Source organism: Nocardia sp. NPDC056564 (assembly GCF_042793755.1).
Classification (GTDB): Bacteria; Actinomycetota; Actinomycetes; order Mycobacteriales; family Mycobacteriaceae; genus Nocardia.
In genome coordinates this window covers 35,967-50,846 of sequence record NZ_JBHTUR010000006.1, presented here as the reverse complement: position 1 = coordinate 50,846, position 14,880 = coordinate 35,967, and the positions used below count along the sequence as shown (strand labels likewise).

Here is a 14,880-nt window from a genome sequence, read left to right as displayed (position 1 = left end):
TAGAATTCGAGCTCGAACCAGGAGGTCGACTCGTGACAGCGGAGGAACCACAGCCGAACTCGTCGGCGGCCGGTGCGTGGCGGGACAACGGCGTGCGGGTCATCAAGGCGGACCAGCTCGACTCGAACACCGCCCAGACCCCGGGGATGGACCGCGCGGCGGCGATCGACGCCGCGCGCGTCGGTGCCCAGCAGATCTGGGCGGGCACCGTCACCATCCATCCGAACGCCAAGACCGGCGCGCATCATCACGGCGCGCTGGAAAGCGTCATCTACGTCCTGCGCGGCCGCGCGCGCATGCGCTGGGGCGAGCGACTCGAGTTCGTCGCCGAGGCCGGACCCGGCGACTTCATCTTCGTCCCGCCCTACGTCCCGCACCAGGAAATCAACGCGAGCACCGACGAACCCCTCGAATGCGTGCTGGTCCGCAGCGACAGCGAGGCCGTCGTCGTCAATCTCGACATCGATGCGGTGGAGCAGCCCGATACCGTCCTGTGGATCGACCCGATTCATCGGCAGCCATGACACCGGATCACCATCGCGAAGGTGCGGAGCCGACCGAACTGCACTCCGCGCCAGGGCTTCTCGAAGCGCCGGTGCTGGAAGCGGATGGCAGTGTGCTGTTCTCGAACGTCACCGGCGGCGGAGTGTACCGATACGCCGACGGGCGGGCCACCACCGTGGTCGAGTCGCGTCGAGGCATCGGCGGCCTGGCCCGGCACGCAGCGGGCGGTCTGCTGCTGACCGGACGCGACGTGTCCTACGCCGGCGGTGACGGATTGCGGCCGATCCTGGCCGTGGACGGCGCGACCGGATTCAACGATGTCACCGTCGGCCCCGACGGCTCACTGTATGTCGGTGTACTGCGGCATAATCCGCAGCGCGGCGAGACCGCCGGGCCCAGTGAGGTTCTGCGGATCGATCCGGACGGCGCGGTCAGCACCGCCGCGTCGGATATCCGATGGCCCAACGGGTTAGGGTTCGCCCCCGATGAACAGACGCTCTACGTCTGCGAATTCGCCGAGCGCCGGGTGCTCGCGGTTCGGGACGGCGAGACCCGGGTATTCGCTACCGCGCCGCGCGGTGACTGCGACGGCTTGGCGGTGGACGCGGACGGCGGCGTGTGGGTCGCGCTCGGCAGCGCGAGCGCCATCGCACGGTTCGACCCCGACGGCGCCCTCGACACGGTCATCGACCTTCCCGACGGTTTCGTCTCGTCCCTGGCCTTCGACCGGAACACGCTCTACATCACCACGGCCGGACGTCTGCTCAGTTGTTCCGTCGGGCACGCAGGGTTGCCGATACCCGCCGCCCGCATACCCGTGCCATGAAATGCGCGGCAGCCGAGGCTATTACACCCCGGCGATCCCATCCCGGCAGTCGGGTAGCGTAGCGCCATGCGTACCGTCGCCGATCCACGCGTCAGGCTGGGTGCCCTGGCCGATCGCCCGGTCATCCGTCAGGCGCTCGAGCTGATCGGCAGTCCCGGTTCGCGCCGGGCGATTCCGACTCCGGCGGCGGTGATCGACCGGGCGGCCATGCACCGCAACCTGATTCGCGCCGCCACGAGCTGCCGCGAGGCCGGGGTCGCGCTGCGGCCACACGCGAAGACGCACAAGTCCGCTGATCTGGCCCGGCGACAACTCGCGGCCGGCGCCGTCGGCATCTGCGTGGCCAAAGTCGGTGAGGCCGAAGCGCTCTACGCGGCCGGAATCCAGGACCTGCTGATCACCTCGCCCATCGTCGGTGCGCGAGTGGCGGCCCGGGTCGCCGATCTGGCGGCGGCCGGCGCCGCGGTCGCCGTCACCCTCGATCATCCCGACAACGCCGCCGCGCTCGCCGCCACCGCCCGCACGGACATCGATGTGCTCATCGATGTCGACGTCGGCATGCACCGCACCGGAGTACCGACGCCGGCCGCCGCACTGGAACTGGCCGCGGCGATCGAGGCGTCGCCTCGGCTCCGGTTGCGTGGCGTCCAGGGCTACGGCGGCCTCTGGCAACACCTCCCCGACGCGGCGGAACGGCATGCGGCGGTCGCCGCGGGCATGGGAAGGCTCGGTGCCGTGATCGAGCTGCTCGACCGGCACGGCCACGACACCACCGTTCGGACCGGCGGCGGCACCGGCACCCTCGACGCCGATCTCGCGATCGGTGTACTGAACGAGCTACAACCCGGCTCGTACACGGTGCTGGATCTGCAATATCGGGTGGTGCGCAGCGATTGGCTCGACAGCCTCGAACACGCCTTGTTCATCGGCGCCACCGTGATCAATGCCGCGCAACCGGCATCGCTGACCATCGACGCCGGGCTCAAGGCATTCGCCACCGACGCCGATCGTCCGGGCACCGACCTCGGCGAATACCGCTGGTACGGCGACGAACAGGGGCTCGTCCTGACCGACGCGGCGGACCGTCCGCGGCTCGGCACCCACATCGAACTGCTGCCCCCGCACTGCGATCCGACCGTCGACCGCTACGACGTCATCCACGTCGTCGAGGACGACGTGCTCGTCGACCTCTGGCCCGTGCACGCCCGCGGCCGATCGCAATAGACCCGGCGTTGCAGGCGCCGACTACAAAGTAGCCACCGACTACACTGTGTCGTATGCCGAGTACCCCGGGTGCGCTGTGAGCTTCCGTAAACGCTCGTACCACCACGGTGACCTGCGCGCGGAACTGTTGCAGCGGGCCGAGGAAACCCTGCGCGAATCCGGCGTCGACGGCCTGTCCCTGCGGCAACTCGCGCGCGACGCGGGAGTAAGCCATGCCGCGCCCAGCCGTCACTTCCGGGACAAGCAGGCCCTGCTGGACGCACTCGCGCTGAGCGGGTTCGAGCGTCTCGCCGAGCTGAACCGGGAAGCCGGCACCGAGGGCACCTTCCCGGAGCGCATGCTCGCGATCGCGCGGATCTACCTGACCTTCGCCATCGAGAATTCGGAACTGCTCGCGGTCATGTTCACCCGCAAGCACAGCCCCGATTCCGGCCCGGACATGGCCGCCGCCGCCGAGCGCGCGTTCGCGGTACCGATGGCCGCCATCGCCGAGGGGCAGGCGCGCGGGGAGGTCGCGGCCGGCGACCCGATCCGGATCGGCCTGCCTGCCGTCGCGGCGCTGCAGGGCCTGGCCACGTTCGTCGGCACCGGATTCGTCAGCGCGGAGAACTCCGACGAACTACTGGCCGACACCGTCGCGCGACTCATGCACGGGCTGCGCCCACGCGACTGACGCCGTCGCACTCACACCGGCGACGGCACGCCAGTCAGCCGCTCGGACAATTCCCATAGCCGCTTGGCCTTTTCGGCGTCTTTGGCCGCCGCGGACCGGCCGACCACGATCGGGTTGCCGCGAAGCTGGAACGGCCCGCCGGGTCCGATGTAGCTGGCCGGCGGCAGGTCCTGGCTGGCCGCGTACAGGGTGGGCAGCGCTCCGGCGGCCGCGTCCTGCGCGAACAGCTTGTTGCCGATCTGCATCACGCCGTCGAGCAGCCGGCTGCCCGAGTGGCTCTGCAAATTCGTCGCGGCCCAACCGGGGTGGGCACTGTGCGCCCGCAACGAGCCGGCCGCCGTGAATCGACGCTGCAACTCGAGGGTGAACAGCAGGTTCGCCAGCTTGGATTGGGCGTAAGCGCCTGCCGCACTGTAGTTACGGGTCTCCCAGTTCAGGTCGTCCAGCTCGACGGTGCCGCGGCGGTGCGCGTGCGAGGACACGGTGACCACGCGGTCGGTGAGGTGCGGCAGCAGCCGGTTGGTCAGCGCGAAGTGGCCCAAATGATTTGTGCCGATTTGGCTTTCGAACCCGTCCCTGGTCTTGCCCGCGGGGACCAGCATGATGCCCGCGTTGTTCACCAGGACGTCGAGCTCGCCGGTCCATTCGTCGGCGAAGCGCCGGATCGAGCCCAGGTCGGCCAGGTCGAGGGCGCGCACCTCGGTGCTGCCGTCGATCTGCCCGGCCACCGCGCGCCCGCGTTCGACATCGCGCACCGCGAGCACGACGTGCGCGCCCACGCGGGCGAGTTCCCGGGTAACCACCAGGCCGAGCCCGCTGTTGGCACCGGTGACGACGACTCGACGTCCCGCGAAGGAAGGTAGATCGCTAGAGGTCCATCTGTGATCGGTCATATCGCCAATGTAGGCGTCGACTACATAGTAGTCAACGCCAACATGGCCGTCACGTCAGCCGATGCGCCGGAGTTCCTGCGGAGGCGTAGGGCAGCGGGTTCAATGAGGGTTATGACCGATCTGCGCCGAGACGCGCTGCGCAATCAGCAGGAACTGCTCCGCGCCGCGACCGCCGCGTTCTATCGCGACGGCTTGCGGGTTCCGATGGCGACCATCGCCGCCGAGGCCGGCGTCGGTATCGGCACGCTGTACCGGCACTTCGCCACGCGCGAGGACCTACTCAGCCAGCTCACCCACCGCTCGTTCGAGCAGGTGCTCGCCAACGCGCGTGCGGCCGAACGGGACAGCACGACCGCGGCCGATTGCCTCCAGCTGTTCATCGAGGCCGCGATCAGTCAGCGGAACGAGCTGGTCCTGCCGCTGCACGGCGGGCCCCCGGTCACCGCGCCGGAGACCGAGGCCCTGCGCGAGGAGATCCACGACTTCGTGCAGCGGGTCATCGACCGCGGCATCGCCGACGGGACCCTGCGGCCGGACACCACCCATCAGGACATCGTCGCCTTCGGCGCACTGGTCACCCAGCCGCGCCCCACCGACCCCGACTGGGACGAGACCTGCCGCAGGCTGCTCACCACATTCTTGCGCGGCATCCGCCGAAACAGCTGATACTCAGCGTGATTCGGCGAGGACGAATCCGGTCCAGGCCGCCGCCCGATGGGCGGCGACGTTCATGACCTGCCCGGTGGGCAGGGCGATGGCGTAGACGGTGCCCTCCGGCACGCCGCCGTCGAAGGTGTCGAACCAGGCAATGAGCCCGGAATTCGGTGCGGCACAGGGTTTTATGTCCGCGAACGCGCCCTCGGCAAAGCTGATTTCGGCGAGGCTGTCGATGGTGAGCTCGGCCAGGCTGCCGCCGGACGCGTCGGCGACAGCCGCCGCCTCGCCCCGGGACACGCAGTCGGTGACCACGAAGAAATGACCGTTCGTGCAAGAGATGGTTGCCATGTCGCTCCGATCGAACTATCGGGTGGGCCGTTCGAAACCGGGGATATCGAGTTTCTCGCCGATCGCCGCGATGGCGTCGACGAGCGACAGTCCGCCGCATTGCGGCCAGCCCTCGCCCCGCGGGCCGCGCAGCTGAATCCACTCGGCCCGGATGCGGGCCTCGGTGTCGCGCGGCAGCGGCACCTGGGTCGGCCCCGGTGGCACGGCGAACCCCCGGATACCGAGCGTTTCACCGACCAACGCGACACCGTCCACGAGCGTGTGCCCGGCCAGCTGCGGCCAGCCGTTACCGCCGAGGCCCATGAAGTCGATCCACATGTCGCCGACCGGATCCGGTGCGACCGACCCGACCCCGCAGGCGTCGGCGAACGCCTCCGGCGAGTACCCGTCCGCGGCGTTCATGTCGCAGTTGCCGAATGGCGGTGCGCCCTCGGGCAATCCGCCGCCGTAGCCGCGTCCGTCGGTGTACTGGTGAGCGATCTGGCCGGGCAGGTTGGGGTTGCTGCCGTAGCCCGCGCCGATCACCCGGAGCCCGTCCGGGCGGACCCGCCACATGGTGTTGAAGTCGGACCGGTTGGCGTACCCGATCACCCGCTGGGTCGAGCCGAGCCAGTCGACCAGCCGCCAGTAGGCCCGGTTGATGCCGTCGGACTGGTCGCCGCCGGGGTTGCCGCCGGATTCCACATCGACCATCGCGATCATCTTCGGGTGCGGTCCACCGGCCTGACCGATCATCGACCGATGGGTGTCGACGGTCTCGAGCCAATTCGGCCGCCAGTACAGGTAGACGATGAAGCACGAGATCCGGCCGGAGTCCGCGGCAGCGGCCGCCCAAGCGTAGTTCTGAGCGAAATTGTGGTCCCGATAGGTACCGTCGTTGGAACGTAGCGAGAAGATCTGATACGGATACGAGTCGTCTACCGGTACCTGATATTCGGATACGTCCGCGAAAAGTGAATCGACCATTATTGCCTCCACTGAAGCGTTGTCGGTGACCAATTTTCCGCTTCCGCGACGCCGGCGGACAAGCCCGCGATCCGTGGCGCGGTACAGCCGCCGGAAATTCGGTCCGGGTTACGATCGTGCGGCCGGGTCCGGGAGGGTGACGGGGTCCGTGCAGCTGCTCGGCGGGTCGACGTAGGAGCAGGCCAGCGGCGGGCGGGTGGGGCGATAGGCGGCCGGTACCCCACCGGCTCGGACGATGTCGCGGTAGGCGCCGACCGCGTCGGTCGGCCTGCGCACCAGGTCGGGATCGGTGCGGACGTCGACCGTGTAGAGGCCGAAACGCGGTGTGTAGGAACCCCATTCGTAGTTGTCGGTGAGACTCCAATAGCAGTAACCGATCACGTTCATGCCGTCCATCCGGGCGCGTTGCAGCCAGTAGACGAGATCACGCAGATAGTCGGCGCGGTCGTAGCCGTCGGGGCGGGGTTGCCCGTTCTCCGTTGGCATTCCGTTCTCGACGACATAGAGCGGCTTGTCCGGGTACCGCCGCGCGTAGTGCCGCAGGGCGTAATAGACACCCTCGGCCTGCAACGGAAGTTCCCAGATCTGGCGATCCTCGGGAGCGGGCTCGTCCGGATCGTCCGCGCCGAAGTAGTAATCGACGCCGAAGTAGTCGAGCTTGCCCGAGATGCGGTCGACCATAGGCTGATTCACCTCGGTCTCGCGCCCGGACACGTACCCGACGTTGCAGGTCACCATCGCCCCGGGCTGCACCCGATGGATGTAGTCGTAGCTCGCGTTGTGCACGGCCGCGATCCGCTCTTCGATGGCCTGCGCCTCGACCCCGGTGTACCGCATCTCGTAGACGATGTAGGCGACCGGCTCGTTGACGGTGACCCACAACGGATTTCGCGGGGCGAACCGGTCGACCACCACCCGCATGTTGGCCAGCCAGTCCTCGACCATGCCCGGATTGTTCCAGCCGCCGCGATCGGATTCCCAGCCCGGATACACCCAGTGGTCCAGGGTGATCATCGGCCGCATACCCGCCGCCACGATGGCGTCGAGCACGGCGTCGTAGAAGCAGAGGGCGGCTTCGTCCCACTCCCCCTGACGGGGCTGCACCCGCGCCCATTCCACGCTGATCCGGAACACCCGCACCCCCAGCGCACCGGCGAGCGGAATATCGGAGGTGTAACGAGAGTAGAAATCGATCGAATTCCCCAGCGGCTCGAAGCCCGACCGCTCGATATAGCGCAACCAGTTACTATCCGGCGCATGCCCTTCGGACTGAAATCCGGAGGTTGCCACACCCCAGAGGAAATCGGCCCCCAGCGGAGCCACCGCCTGGGGTGAACCATCATCCCGCGCCACATCTTCTGTGTACCACAGGGGCACGATTCGAAACGCCCAGCAGTGTGCCGCCGAACCGACCGCGCCCGGTGCCGACGAGCTGGCGGAGCAGGGGCGCTCACTCCCCCTGGGGTGAAACCGTTCTGCGGCGCAGGATCATCGGTAGTCCGTCGCGTGGGCGCAGGGTCAGGGTCGGTTCGGGGACGATGCGGGCGCCGGGTGCTAGATCGAAGGTGTAGCGCTGGGTGAGCATGGCGAGGATGAGTTTGGCCTGCACCCGGGCGAAGCCGAGTCCGATGCATTGGCGTTGGCCTGCGCCGAACGGCAGGTACGCGAACCGTGGGCGGCTCGTCTCCGCGCCGACGGCCGGGTAGATGAAGGGCCGGTTCTCAGGCAGGAATCGCCGGGGATCGAAGCCTTCCGGGTTGGGCCAGGACTTCGGATCGTGGTGCAGCAGATACGGCGCGACGGACACGGTCGCGCCGGCAGGGATGGCGTAGCCGCCGAGCACGTCGTCGGCCGCGGCCTGCCGCTCGATCAGCCAGGACGGCGGATAGAGCCGCATCGACTCCTCGATGACGGCCGAGGTCCAGGTCAGGTCGTCGAGGTCGGCCGGGGTGGGTCGGCGGCCGCCGAGAACGGTGTCGACCTCGGCGATGAGCCGCTCGCGAACCTCGGGATGGTTGGACAGCAGCAGCAACGTCCACGCCAGGGAGTAGGCCGTGGTGTCGTGACCGACCAGCAGGAAGGTCACCAGCTCGTCGCGGACCTGGCGCGCGCTCATCGCCGATGCCCCGGCCTCGTCGCGGGCGGCCAGCAACAGGCCGAGCAGATCGTGCCGGTCATCCTGCGGGGAGTCCTGCCGTTCCCGAATGAGCCGGGCGACAACATCATCGAGCACACCGACCGCCGCGTCCAGCTTGCGCCAGCGCGGCGCTTGCAGTCGCAGCGCCAGATCCGGGGAGACACCGGGAAGCCGGGCGGGCAGCCAGGTCAGCGGCGAGGTCATGGCCTTGCCTACGCAGCGCAGGATTTCGACGAGTGCCTCGTGCACGTGCGCGGCGTCGTCGGACAGGTCGGTGCCGAACAGCGCGGGACCGGTCACGTCCAGGGTCAGCGCGTTTATCGCGACCGATACGTCGAGTTGGTCTCCGTCGGAACGGGTTTCCCAGCGCAGCAGGGTGCGTTCGGCCGCGGTGATCATGTATTCGACGAAACGGTCCAGCTGCCGGCGCGCGAACAGCGGCTGCATGATCCGGCGTTGCCGCGCCCAGGAGTCGCCGCCGTTGGTCAGCAGCCCGTTGCCCAGCGCCATGGCCGCGACCTTGGCGTTCAGGGTCTTGACGTAGTTAGCCTGCCGTCCGACGAAAACGGCCTCGACGAGTTCCGGGTCGTTGACCAGGAACAGCTTCTGTCCCGCGACATCCAGACGAACGACGTTGCCGTACCGCGCGATGAGATTCTGGAACGCCACACACGGATCCCGGCGCATTTCGGCCATCACCCGGAGGGCATCCCTGCCCGTCGGACCGGGGGCTTGCCGCGGTTCCGCCACGGCATCGACAATGGTTGAGGTGTCAGTCACGGTCTTCGCTTCCCATATGTCCGGCACGAAATGGGTTACTGGTGAGGAAATCTGGATGTTACGTCGTTTTCACCAAGATCACCGCTGGATATCCGATTTGCAACCCCCCATCCGGGGCATGCCGGATGGCCGGCCGGGCTGCCAGACTGAACCCATGTGCGACGATGCCGGTAGGGACCTGCCACGCGGGTGGGATGCGTTGCACGCCAAGCCGGTTGCGCATCGTCCGCCGCGCAGGCCGGACCGAGCCGCCAAGCCGCCGCCCACCCGAACAAGTCGCGGAAACTAGTCGTGCCGCCGGGGGGTGAGAGGATTCAGATGGAAGCGGTTGAGCAATTCCTGAAAGAGCATTCGATCACCATGGTCGAGCTCGCCACCCCGGATATGACCGGCGCGATCCGCGGGAAACGAATTCCGGTCGAATCGTTCTCGGCCAACGGGATGTCGAATGCGGTCGGCCTGTCCTCGGCGGTATTGGCCTGGGATTACCAGATGGACGTGATCGAGACCCCGGAGTACAGCTGGGCCAATGGATATCCCGACATCTTCCTGCGCCCCGATGTGTCGACACTGCGGCTCGTGCCGTGGAAACCGAAGACCGCGTTGGTCTTCTGCGACGTCATCGACGCGGCCGGGAACCTCGCCGCGATCTCGCCGCGGAACGTGTTGCGCCGGACGGTAACCGAACTCGAGCAGGCCGGCCTCTCCCCCTACATCGCCATGGAGACCGAGTTCTACGCCCTGGACGGGCAGACCCTGCGCCCGCACGGCGATCGCAACCCGGTGTACAGCCTGCACGACAACTACTACCTCGAGCCGTTTCTCGACGAGGTCTGCGCCATGCTGCTCAGCGCCGACGTCGAGGTCGAGGCGTGTGGCGCCGAGTACGCACCGGGCCAGGTGGAGATCAACCTCACGCCGTCGGATCCACTCACCGCGGCGGACAGCTTGCTGTTCTTCCGGTACGCGGTCAAGCAGCTGGCACCGCGGCACGGATATCGCGCGACCTTCATGGCGAAGCCGTTCGGCGACCTCTCCGGCAGCGGCCTGCACATCCATCAGAGCATGTGGCGGGAGAAGGAGAATGCGTTCTGGGACAGGGACACCGGCTCGCTGAGCAGCGTCGGCGAGAATTACGTCGCCGGTCTGCTGAAGTACGCGGCCGAGCTGCAGCTGGTGGCCGTGCCCACCCCGAACGGCTACAAGCGCGTCGCGGACCATTCGTTCGCGCCGACGAATCTCTCCTGGGGCCTCGACAACCGTTGCGCCGCCGTGCGGGTCCTCGTCCGCGACGCCAATGGCACCAGGGTGGAGACGCGCATCGCGGCGGCCGACGCCAATCCGTACCTGCTCGCCGCGGGACAGCTGACGGCGGGCCTCGCGGGCGTCACCGAGGAGCTGAAACCGGCGCCGCCCGCCGCGAATTCCTATATCTCGGCGGAGTATTCACCGCTGCCCACGAACATCTGGGCGGCGGTGGCCCGCTTCGGCGAGAGCGAATTCGCCCGGCGCGCCCTCGGCGCGGCGACCGTGCAGAACCTGTGCCAGGTGGCGGCCAACGAGGCCGCGGCCGGCCAGCGCGAAGTAACCGAATGGGAGCGCAACCGGTATCTGGATTCGGTGTAGTTGATCTGTAGTCGGCAGGGATTAGGAGACATTCGTGTGTGGCGTGGTCGGATTCATTGACAGCGGATTACGGAAAGACCAGCGGCTGGATCTGGTGCGGCGGGGAATCCGGGCGATCGCCCACCGCGGCCCCGACGAGGTAGGCCTCTACGACAGCGCGGCGTTCACCCTCGGCACGGTCCGGCTCTCGGTCATCGACCCGAGGCTCGGCCAGCAGCCCATGGTGACGCCGGACCATCGATACATCGCCGGCTTCAACGGGGAGATCTTCAACTACCTCGAACTGCGCAGCGAGCTGGAGACCTACGGGATCCGCTTCACGACGAACTCCGACACCGAGGTGCTGCTGCATTCCCTCGCGTATTGGGGACACGACGCCCTGCTGCGCCTGAACGGCCAGTTCGGCTTCGTCTTCTACGACAAGTGGGAGAGGCAGCTGATTCTCGGCCGCGACCGCTTCGGCGAGCGCCCGCTCTTCTACACCGAGCAGGACGGCACGCTCTACTTCGCCTCCGAGATCAAAGGACTGTTCGCCTTCCCCCGTGTGCCGCGCGAGCTCGCCGCGGACAAGGTGCGGCGCGCGATGCGGTACTGGAGCCCGGTCCCCGGCGAGACCTGCTTCACCGGCATCGACGCCATCCCGCCCGGCCATGTCCTGACCGTTCGCGAGGGCAAAGCCGAACTGTCGAAGTATTACCACGGCATCGCCCGGCAGCCCGCAGGCCCGCCGCCGAAGTCCTTCGAGGAGGCGAAAAGCGGCCTGCGCGAAGTCATTCGGGAATCGATCCGACTGCGCCTGCGCACCGACTACGAGCTCGGCACCTATATCAGCGGCGGCATCGACTCGGCGGTCGTCTCCTCGGTGATGAACGAGCTGATCGACGAGCCGCTCACCACGTTCTCCATCGACGCGGCGGACAGCCCGGTGGACGAATGGCCCTACCAGAAGGCGATGGTGGACCAGCTGGGCAGCCGGCACACCCGAATTCCGGTGACCCGCGCGCAGGTTCGCGAGCGGTTCCCGCATGTCGTACGACAGTGCGAACAACCGCTGCACTTCACCGCACCGGTCGCCTACGGCGTGCTGGCCGAGCAGGTGGGCCTGGCCGGCGTGCGCGTCATCCTCGGCGGCGAAGGAGCGGACGAACTCCTGGCCGGCTACGACATCGCCAAAGAGGCGACGATTCTCGAACGTTGTTTGCGGCAAGGGTCTTTCGCGGGCGCGGCCGAGGAACTGGCGCCCACGCTGAACGACATGCGTTACAGCGACGCCACCAAAACCACCGCGATCTTCCAGTTCTACGCCGATCGCGCCGACCGCGATTTCGCCCTCGGGGCGCATCTGCGGCGATTCGAGACCGAACCCGTCGACCAGCTCATCGACGCACCCGGCGGCATGCTCGACGACCACGCCGTACTGCTGCGCCGATTGCGCGCCGACTTCCCCGACTTCGATCAGCGACCGGCCGTCGATCGATCGATGCTGCTCGACATGCACACCTTCCTGATCGGCTACGGGATGACCTGTCTCGGCGACCGCGCCGGAACCGGCTTCGGCGTCGAAGGTCGCTACCCCTTCATGGATTTCAACGTCGTCGAGTACGCGGCGTCGCTCCCGATCGAATGGAAGCTGAACGGAGCGCGCGAAAAGCACATCCTGCGTGCGGCTTACGCCGATCGGCTGCCGCGCGAGATCGTCGACCGGCCCAAGTTCGGCATGCGGGTGCCCGGCTCCGGAGCCTTGCTGCCCGATGGCGACGACTGGGTGTCGGCCGTGTTGGCTCCGTCCACCATTCGCCGGGTCGGCTTCCTGGTGCCCGAGGCGGTGAATCAGCTGGTGGAGAAGGCGAAATCGGCGACCACGCGGATCCTGTATCCGTACGGCGACGCATACGTGCACCTGCTCAGCGTGCTGCTGATGGAGGAGTTCCTGATCCACGACTTCCAGATACCCGATGTCGACATCGACCGAATCATGATGCGCAACATCGACGGTGATCTCGATCCCGTCGGCACGGCCGCGCGCTGATCGACTGCAACCACGAGAGGATCATCATGCTCCCTGTCGATTTGGTCGACGACGTGCGCGAGGTCGGGACGGCGGTGCTCGAAACCCTCACCGCCCATATCGAATCCGTGCGGACCGGTGCGGGCGAGGTGGTCTCGTCCGCCGACATCGATACCGTGGCGAAGCGGCTCGAGCTCAGCCGGTGGGTCGAGGAGGGCGGGATGACGCTGCCCGAATTGCTCTCCTTCGTCACCACCTACAGCGACATCTCGGCCAGCCATCACCATCCCGGGTACATGGCGCATCAGATCGCGCCCTCGGATACACCCGGCGTGGTCGCCGACATCCTGCAGGCGGTCACCAACAACATCCCGCTGGTCTACGAGCTGGCCCCGGCCGCCGCGGCCGTGGACCGGGCGGTGTGCCGGTGGATGCTGGACAACGTCGGCTGGGGCGGAACCGGTATCGGCGCGATGACCAACGGCGGATCGCTCGGGAATCTGACCGCGCTGCTCGCCGCCCGCTCGCACGCCGACGCCACCGCGTGGCGGGAGGGGAATTCCGGCGATCTCGTCGTGTTCGCGCCGGCCACCAGTCACTATTCCGTGCGGAAGGCCGCCGCGGTGATGGGACTGGGTGAACGCGGGGTCTATGCGCTCGCGACCGATGAGCTGGGCCGGATCGATCCGGCCGGGCTCGGGCCCGCACTGGCCGACGCGCGCTCGCAGGGGCGGCGCCCGATTGCCGTCGTGGCCAACGGATGTGCTACCGGGACCGGCCTATACGATCCGATCGCCGAGGTCGCGGAGTTCTGCGAGGCCAACGATCTGTGGTTCCACGTCGACGGTGCGCACGGCGCGTCCGCGCTGATCTCGCCGCGCTTGCGGGAGCTGCTCGCCGGGATAGAACGGGCCGACTCCACGGTGTGGGACGGGCACAAGATGCTGCGCACCTCGGCGCTGTGCACGGGCGTGTTGTTTCGCGAAAAGCGTTATCTCGACACGATGTTCAAGCAGGACGCCAGCTACCTCTACCGGCCCGAGGCCGAAGAGGTGGATCCCGGGCAGTTCACCTTCGAAACCTCCAAATCGCCGCTCGGGCTGAAGATCCTGCTCACACTCGCCTACCGCGGCGAGGCCTCCCTGCGCTCGTATGTAGAGCGGCAGTACGACCTCGCCAAGGAACTGTGGGGGCTCATCCAGGAGCGTCCCGACTTCACCGCTCCCTATCAGCCGCACAGCAACATCCTCTGTTTCCGCTACGAACCGTGGGGTGACCGGCAGCTCGAATTGCGCGCTCGCCTCATCCAGGACGGGCGGTTCTACCTGTCGTCGTTCCAGCTTGGCGGGCGTCCCTACCTGCGCGCGTCGCTCATGTCACCGAACACCGATCGGCAGACCCTGACCGAGCTGCTGGAGGTGATCGCGGAGGTCGCCGAGGCATGACGATCAACCGAAACCGTTGGGCTGGAGTGGTCTTCAGCCCACGGTCCGGATCAGCGGCGCGTCGCGTACGAGTTCGCGGAATCCCACGCCGTAGTACAGCTCACGTGCCGCGGGATGGCCGGGTGCGCCCAGGCAGGCGACCGTCGCATGCGTGGCGCCGGCCGCTCGGGCCAGCCGCATCCCGTGCAGCAGCATCGCGCGCGCCAATCCCCGGCGCCGGTATGCCGGATGCGTTCCGACCGGCTCGAACTCGACCGTCTTGTTCGTCTCGTCGAGCCACATGATCGCCGAGGCCGCCATCGTCGAATCCGGCGCCTCCACCAGCAGGTGCAGATCCCCCCGATACGCCGCTGTCTGCCGGACGCCCTGATAGCTCGCCGCCGTGTAAGTAGAAGGGGCCCAAGCATCTACATGAGCCTGGACCACCGCCTCCGGCCCGACCTGCTCCGCCGTGCGGAACCGAAATCCCGCCGGCAGCACCGGCTCCTGCACATCCACGAGGTCCCGCTCGTTGAGTTGAGTCCAGGATCCCAAGTCACCGAGCGAAGCCGGATCGGTCACATACCCGTGCGCCAACCACCGTCGCACGCCGAACTCGTCTGCGGCACTTGGTATCACCGTGCGCTCGACGCCCCCGGCCACCCCTTCGTACCAACCGATCACCTCGTCGACCAGCTCAGCATGGTCCGGATCAACCTGATACACCAGGTACGCCCCGGCGACGTCCTTCACCGACCCATCACTGCGCCGCACCCGACGCGGAAGTTGCGCCCACCCCCACCCCACCAGATCC

General features: G+C 67.6%; 14 protein-coding genes. 8 read left to right on the top strand and 6 right to left on the bottom strand.

Translation table 11 applies throughout. From position 1 onward, the window contains the following. Positions 1-32: 32 nt before the first annotated feature. The 4 genes from ACFQ9K_RS17425 to ACFQ9K_RS17410 all read left to right on the top strand — a co-directional run bounded on the left by ACFQ9K_RS17425 (position 33) and on the right by ACFQ9K_RS17410 (position 3,227). On the top strand, positions 33-524 hold the full coding sequence (locus ACFQ9K_RS17425) for a cupin domain-containing protein (protein WP_378716857.1): 492 nt from the start codon (positions 33-35) through the stop codon (positions 522-524). Further along, entirely contained in the window at positions 521-1,330 is an 810-nt protein-coding gene (locus ACFQ9K_RS17420) for an SMP-30/gluconolactonase/LRE family protein (protein WP_378716855.1), read from the top strand. Before ACFQ9K_RS17425 ends, ACFQ9K_RS17420 begins: the two co-directional genes overlap by 4 nt. 66 nt (positions 1,331-1,396) lie before the next feature. Continuing rightward, a complete protein-coding gene (locus tag ACFQ9K_RS17415) occupies positions 1,397-2,554 on the top strand; it encodes an alanine racemase (protein ID WP_378716854.1) in 1,158 nt (385 codons plus the stop codon). Positions 2,555-2,630: 76 nt separating this feature from the next. Beyond that, positions 2,631-3,227 (top strand): TetR/AcrR family transcriptional regulator, encoded by a 597-nt coding sequence (locus ACFQ9K_RS17410; RefSeq protein ID WP_378716852.1) that lies wholly within the window; start codon positions 2,631-2,633, stop codon positions 3,225-3,227. Between the two features lie 11 nt (positions 3,228-3,238). Here the strand turns inward: ACFQ9K_RS17410 and ACFQ9K_RS17405 are convergent, their stop codons facing one another. After that, a complete protein-coding gene (locus ACFQ9K_RS17405; protein ID WP_378716851.1) occupies positions 3,239-4,120 on the bottom strand; it encodes an oxidoreductase in 882 nt (293 codons plus the stop codon). 111 nt (positions 4,121-4,231) lie between these two features. On the opposite strand from ACFQ9K_RS17405, the gene ACFQ9K_RS17400 reads away from it, so the two are divergent. Then, positions 4,232-4,786 (top strand): TetR/AcrR family transcriptional regulator, encoded by a 555-nt coding sequence (locus tag ACFQ9K_RS17400; protein WP_378716850.1) that lies wholly within the window; start codon positions 4,232-4,234, stop codon positions 4,784-4,786. 3 nt (positions 4,787-4,789) lie between these two features. On the opposite strand, the gene ACFQ9K_RS17395 is transcribed toward ACFQ9K_RS17400, so the two are convergent. The 4 genes from ACFQ9K_RS17395 to ACFQ9K_RS17380 all read right to left on the bottom strand — a co-directional run bounded on the left by ACFQ9K_RS17395 (position 4,790) and on the right by ACFQ9K_RS17380 (position 9,008). Further along, complete coding sequence (locus ACFQ9K_RS17395; protein ID WP_378716849.1) at positions 4,790-5,125, bottom strand: hypothetical protein; 336 nt, start codon at positions 5,123-5,125, stop codon at positions 4,790-4,792. Positions 5,126-5,140: 15 nt separating this feature from the next. After that, positions 5,141-6,091, bottom strand: a complete 951-nt coding sequence (locus ACFQ9K_RS17390) for a hypothetical protein (RefSeq protein ID WP_378716848.1) — start codon at positions 6,089-6,091, stop codon at positions 5,141-5,143. A 108-nt stretch (positions 6,092-6,199) separates the two neighbouring features. Further along, positions 6,200-7,471, bottom strand: a complete 1,272-nt coding sequence (locus ACFQ9K_RS17385; RefSeq protein ID WP_378716899.1) for a family 1 glycosylhydrolase — start codon at positions 7,469-7,471, stop codon at positions 6,200-6,202. A gap of 70 nt (positions 7,472-7,541) precedes the next feature. After that, entirely contained in the window at positions 7,542-9,008 is a 1,467-nt protein-coding gene (locus ACFQ9K_RS17380) for a cytochrome P450 (protein WP_378716847.1), read from the bottom strand. A gap of 318 nt (positions 9,009-9,326) precedes the next feature. Between ACFQ9K_RS17380 and ACFQ9K_RS17375 the strand changes: the two genes are divergently transcribed. The 3 genes from ACFQ9K_RS17375 to ACFQ9K_RS17365 are packed head-to-tail and all read left to right on the top strand — an operon-like array spanning position 9,327 to position 14,087. Further along, positions 9,327-10,634, top strand: coding sequence for a glutamine synthetase family protein (locus tag ACFQ9K_RS17375; protein ID WP_378716845.1), 1,308 nt, complete (start codon positions 9,327-9,329; stop codon positions 10,632-10,634). Positions 10,635-10,677: 43 nt separating this feature from the next. Further along, complete coding sequence (gene asnB, locus ACFQ9K_RS17370; RefSeq protein ID WP_378716844.1) at positions 10,678-12,663, top strand: asparagine synthase (glutamine-hydrolyzing); 1,986 nt, start codon at positions 10,678-10,680, stop codon at positions 12,661-12,663. 26 nt (positions 12,664-12,689) lie between these two features. Further along, positions 12,690-14,087 (top strand): pyridoxal phosphate-dependent decarboxylase family protein, encoded by a 1,398-nt coding sequence (locus tag ACFQ9K_RS17365; RefSeq protein ID WP_378716843.1) that lies wholly within the window; start codon positions 12,690-12,692, stop codon positions 14,085-14,087. A gap of 33 nt (positions 14,088-14,120) precedes the next feature. Here ACFQ9K_RS17365 and ACFQ9K_RS17360 read toward each other — a convergent pair whose 3' ends face one another. Further along, complete coding sequence (locus ACFQ9K_RS17360) at positions 14,121-14,819, bottom strand: GNAT family N-acetyltransferase (RefSeq protein ID WP_378716842.1); 699 nt, start codon at positions 14,817-14,819, stop codon at positions 14,121-14,123. Between the last annotated feature and the right edge of the window lie 61 nt (positions 14,820-14,880).

Coding starts and splice junctions, on each gene's coding strand:
- ACFQ9K_RS17365 (WP_378716843.1), top strand. CDS start 12,690: ATGCTCCCTGTCGATTTGGTCGACGACGTGCGCGAGGTCGGGACGGCG.
- ACFQ9K_RS17415 (WP_378716854.1), top strand. CDS start 1,397: ATGCGTACCGTCGCCGATCCACGCGTCAGGCTGGGTGCCCTGGCCGAT.
- ACFQ9K_RS17420 (WP_378716855.1), top strand. CDS start 521: ATGACACCGGATCACCATCGCGAAGGTGCGGAGCCGACCGAACTGCAC.
- ACFQ9K_RS17390 (WP_378716848.1), bottom strand. CDS start 6,091: ATGGTCGATTCACTTTTCGCGGACGTATCCGAATATCAGGTACCGGTA.
- ACFQ9K_RS17375 (WP_378716845.1), top strand. CDS start 9,327: ATGGAAGCGGTTGAGCAATTCCTGAAAGAGCATTCGATCACCATGGTC.
- ACFQ9K_RS17400 (WP_378716850.1), top strand. CDS start 4,232: ATGACCGATCTGCGCCGAGACGCGCTGCGCAATCAGCAGGAACTGCTC.
- ACFQ9K_RS17395 (WP_378716849.1), bottom strand. CDS start 5,125: ATGGCAACCATCTCTTGCACGAACGGTCATTTCTTCGTGGTCACCGAC.
- ACFQ9K_RS17405 (WP_378716851.1), bottom strand. CDS start 4,120: ATGACCGATCACAGATGGACCTCTAGCGATCTACCTTCCTTCGCGGGA.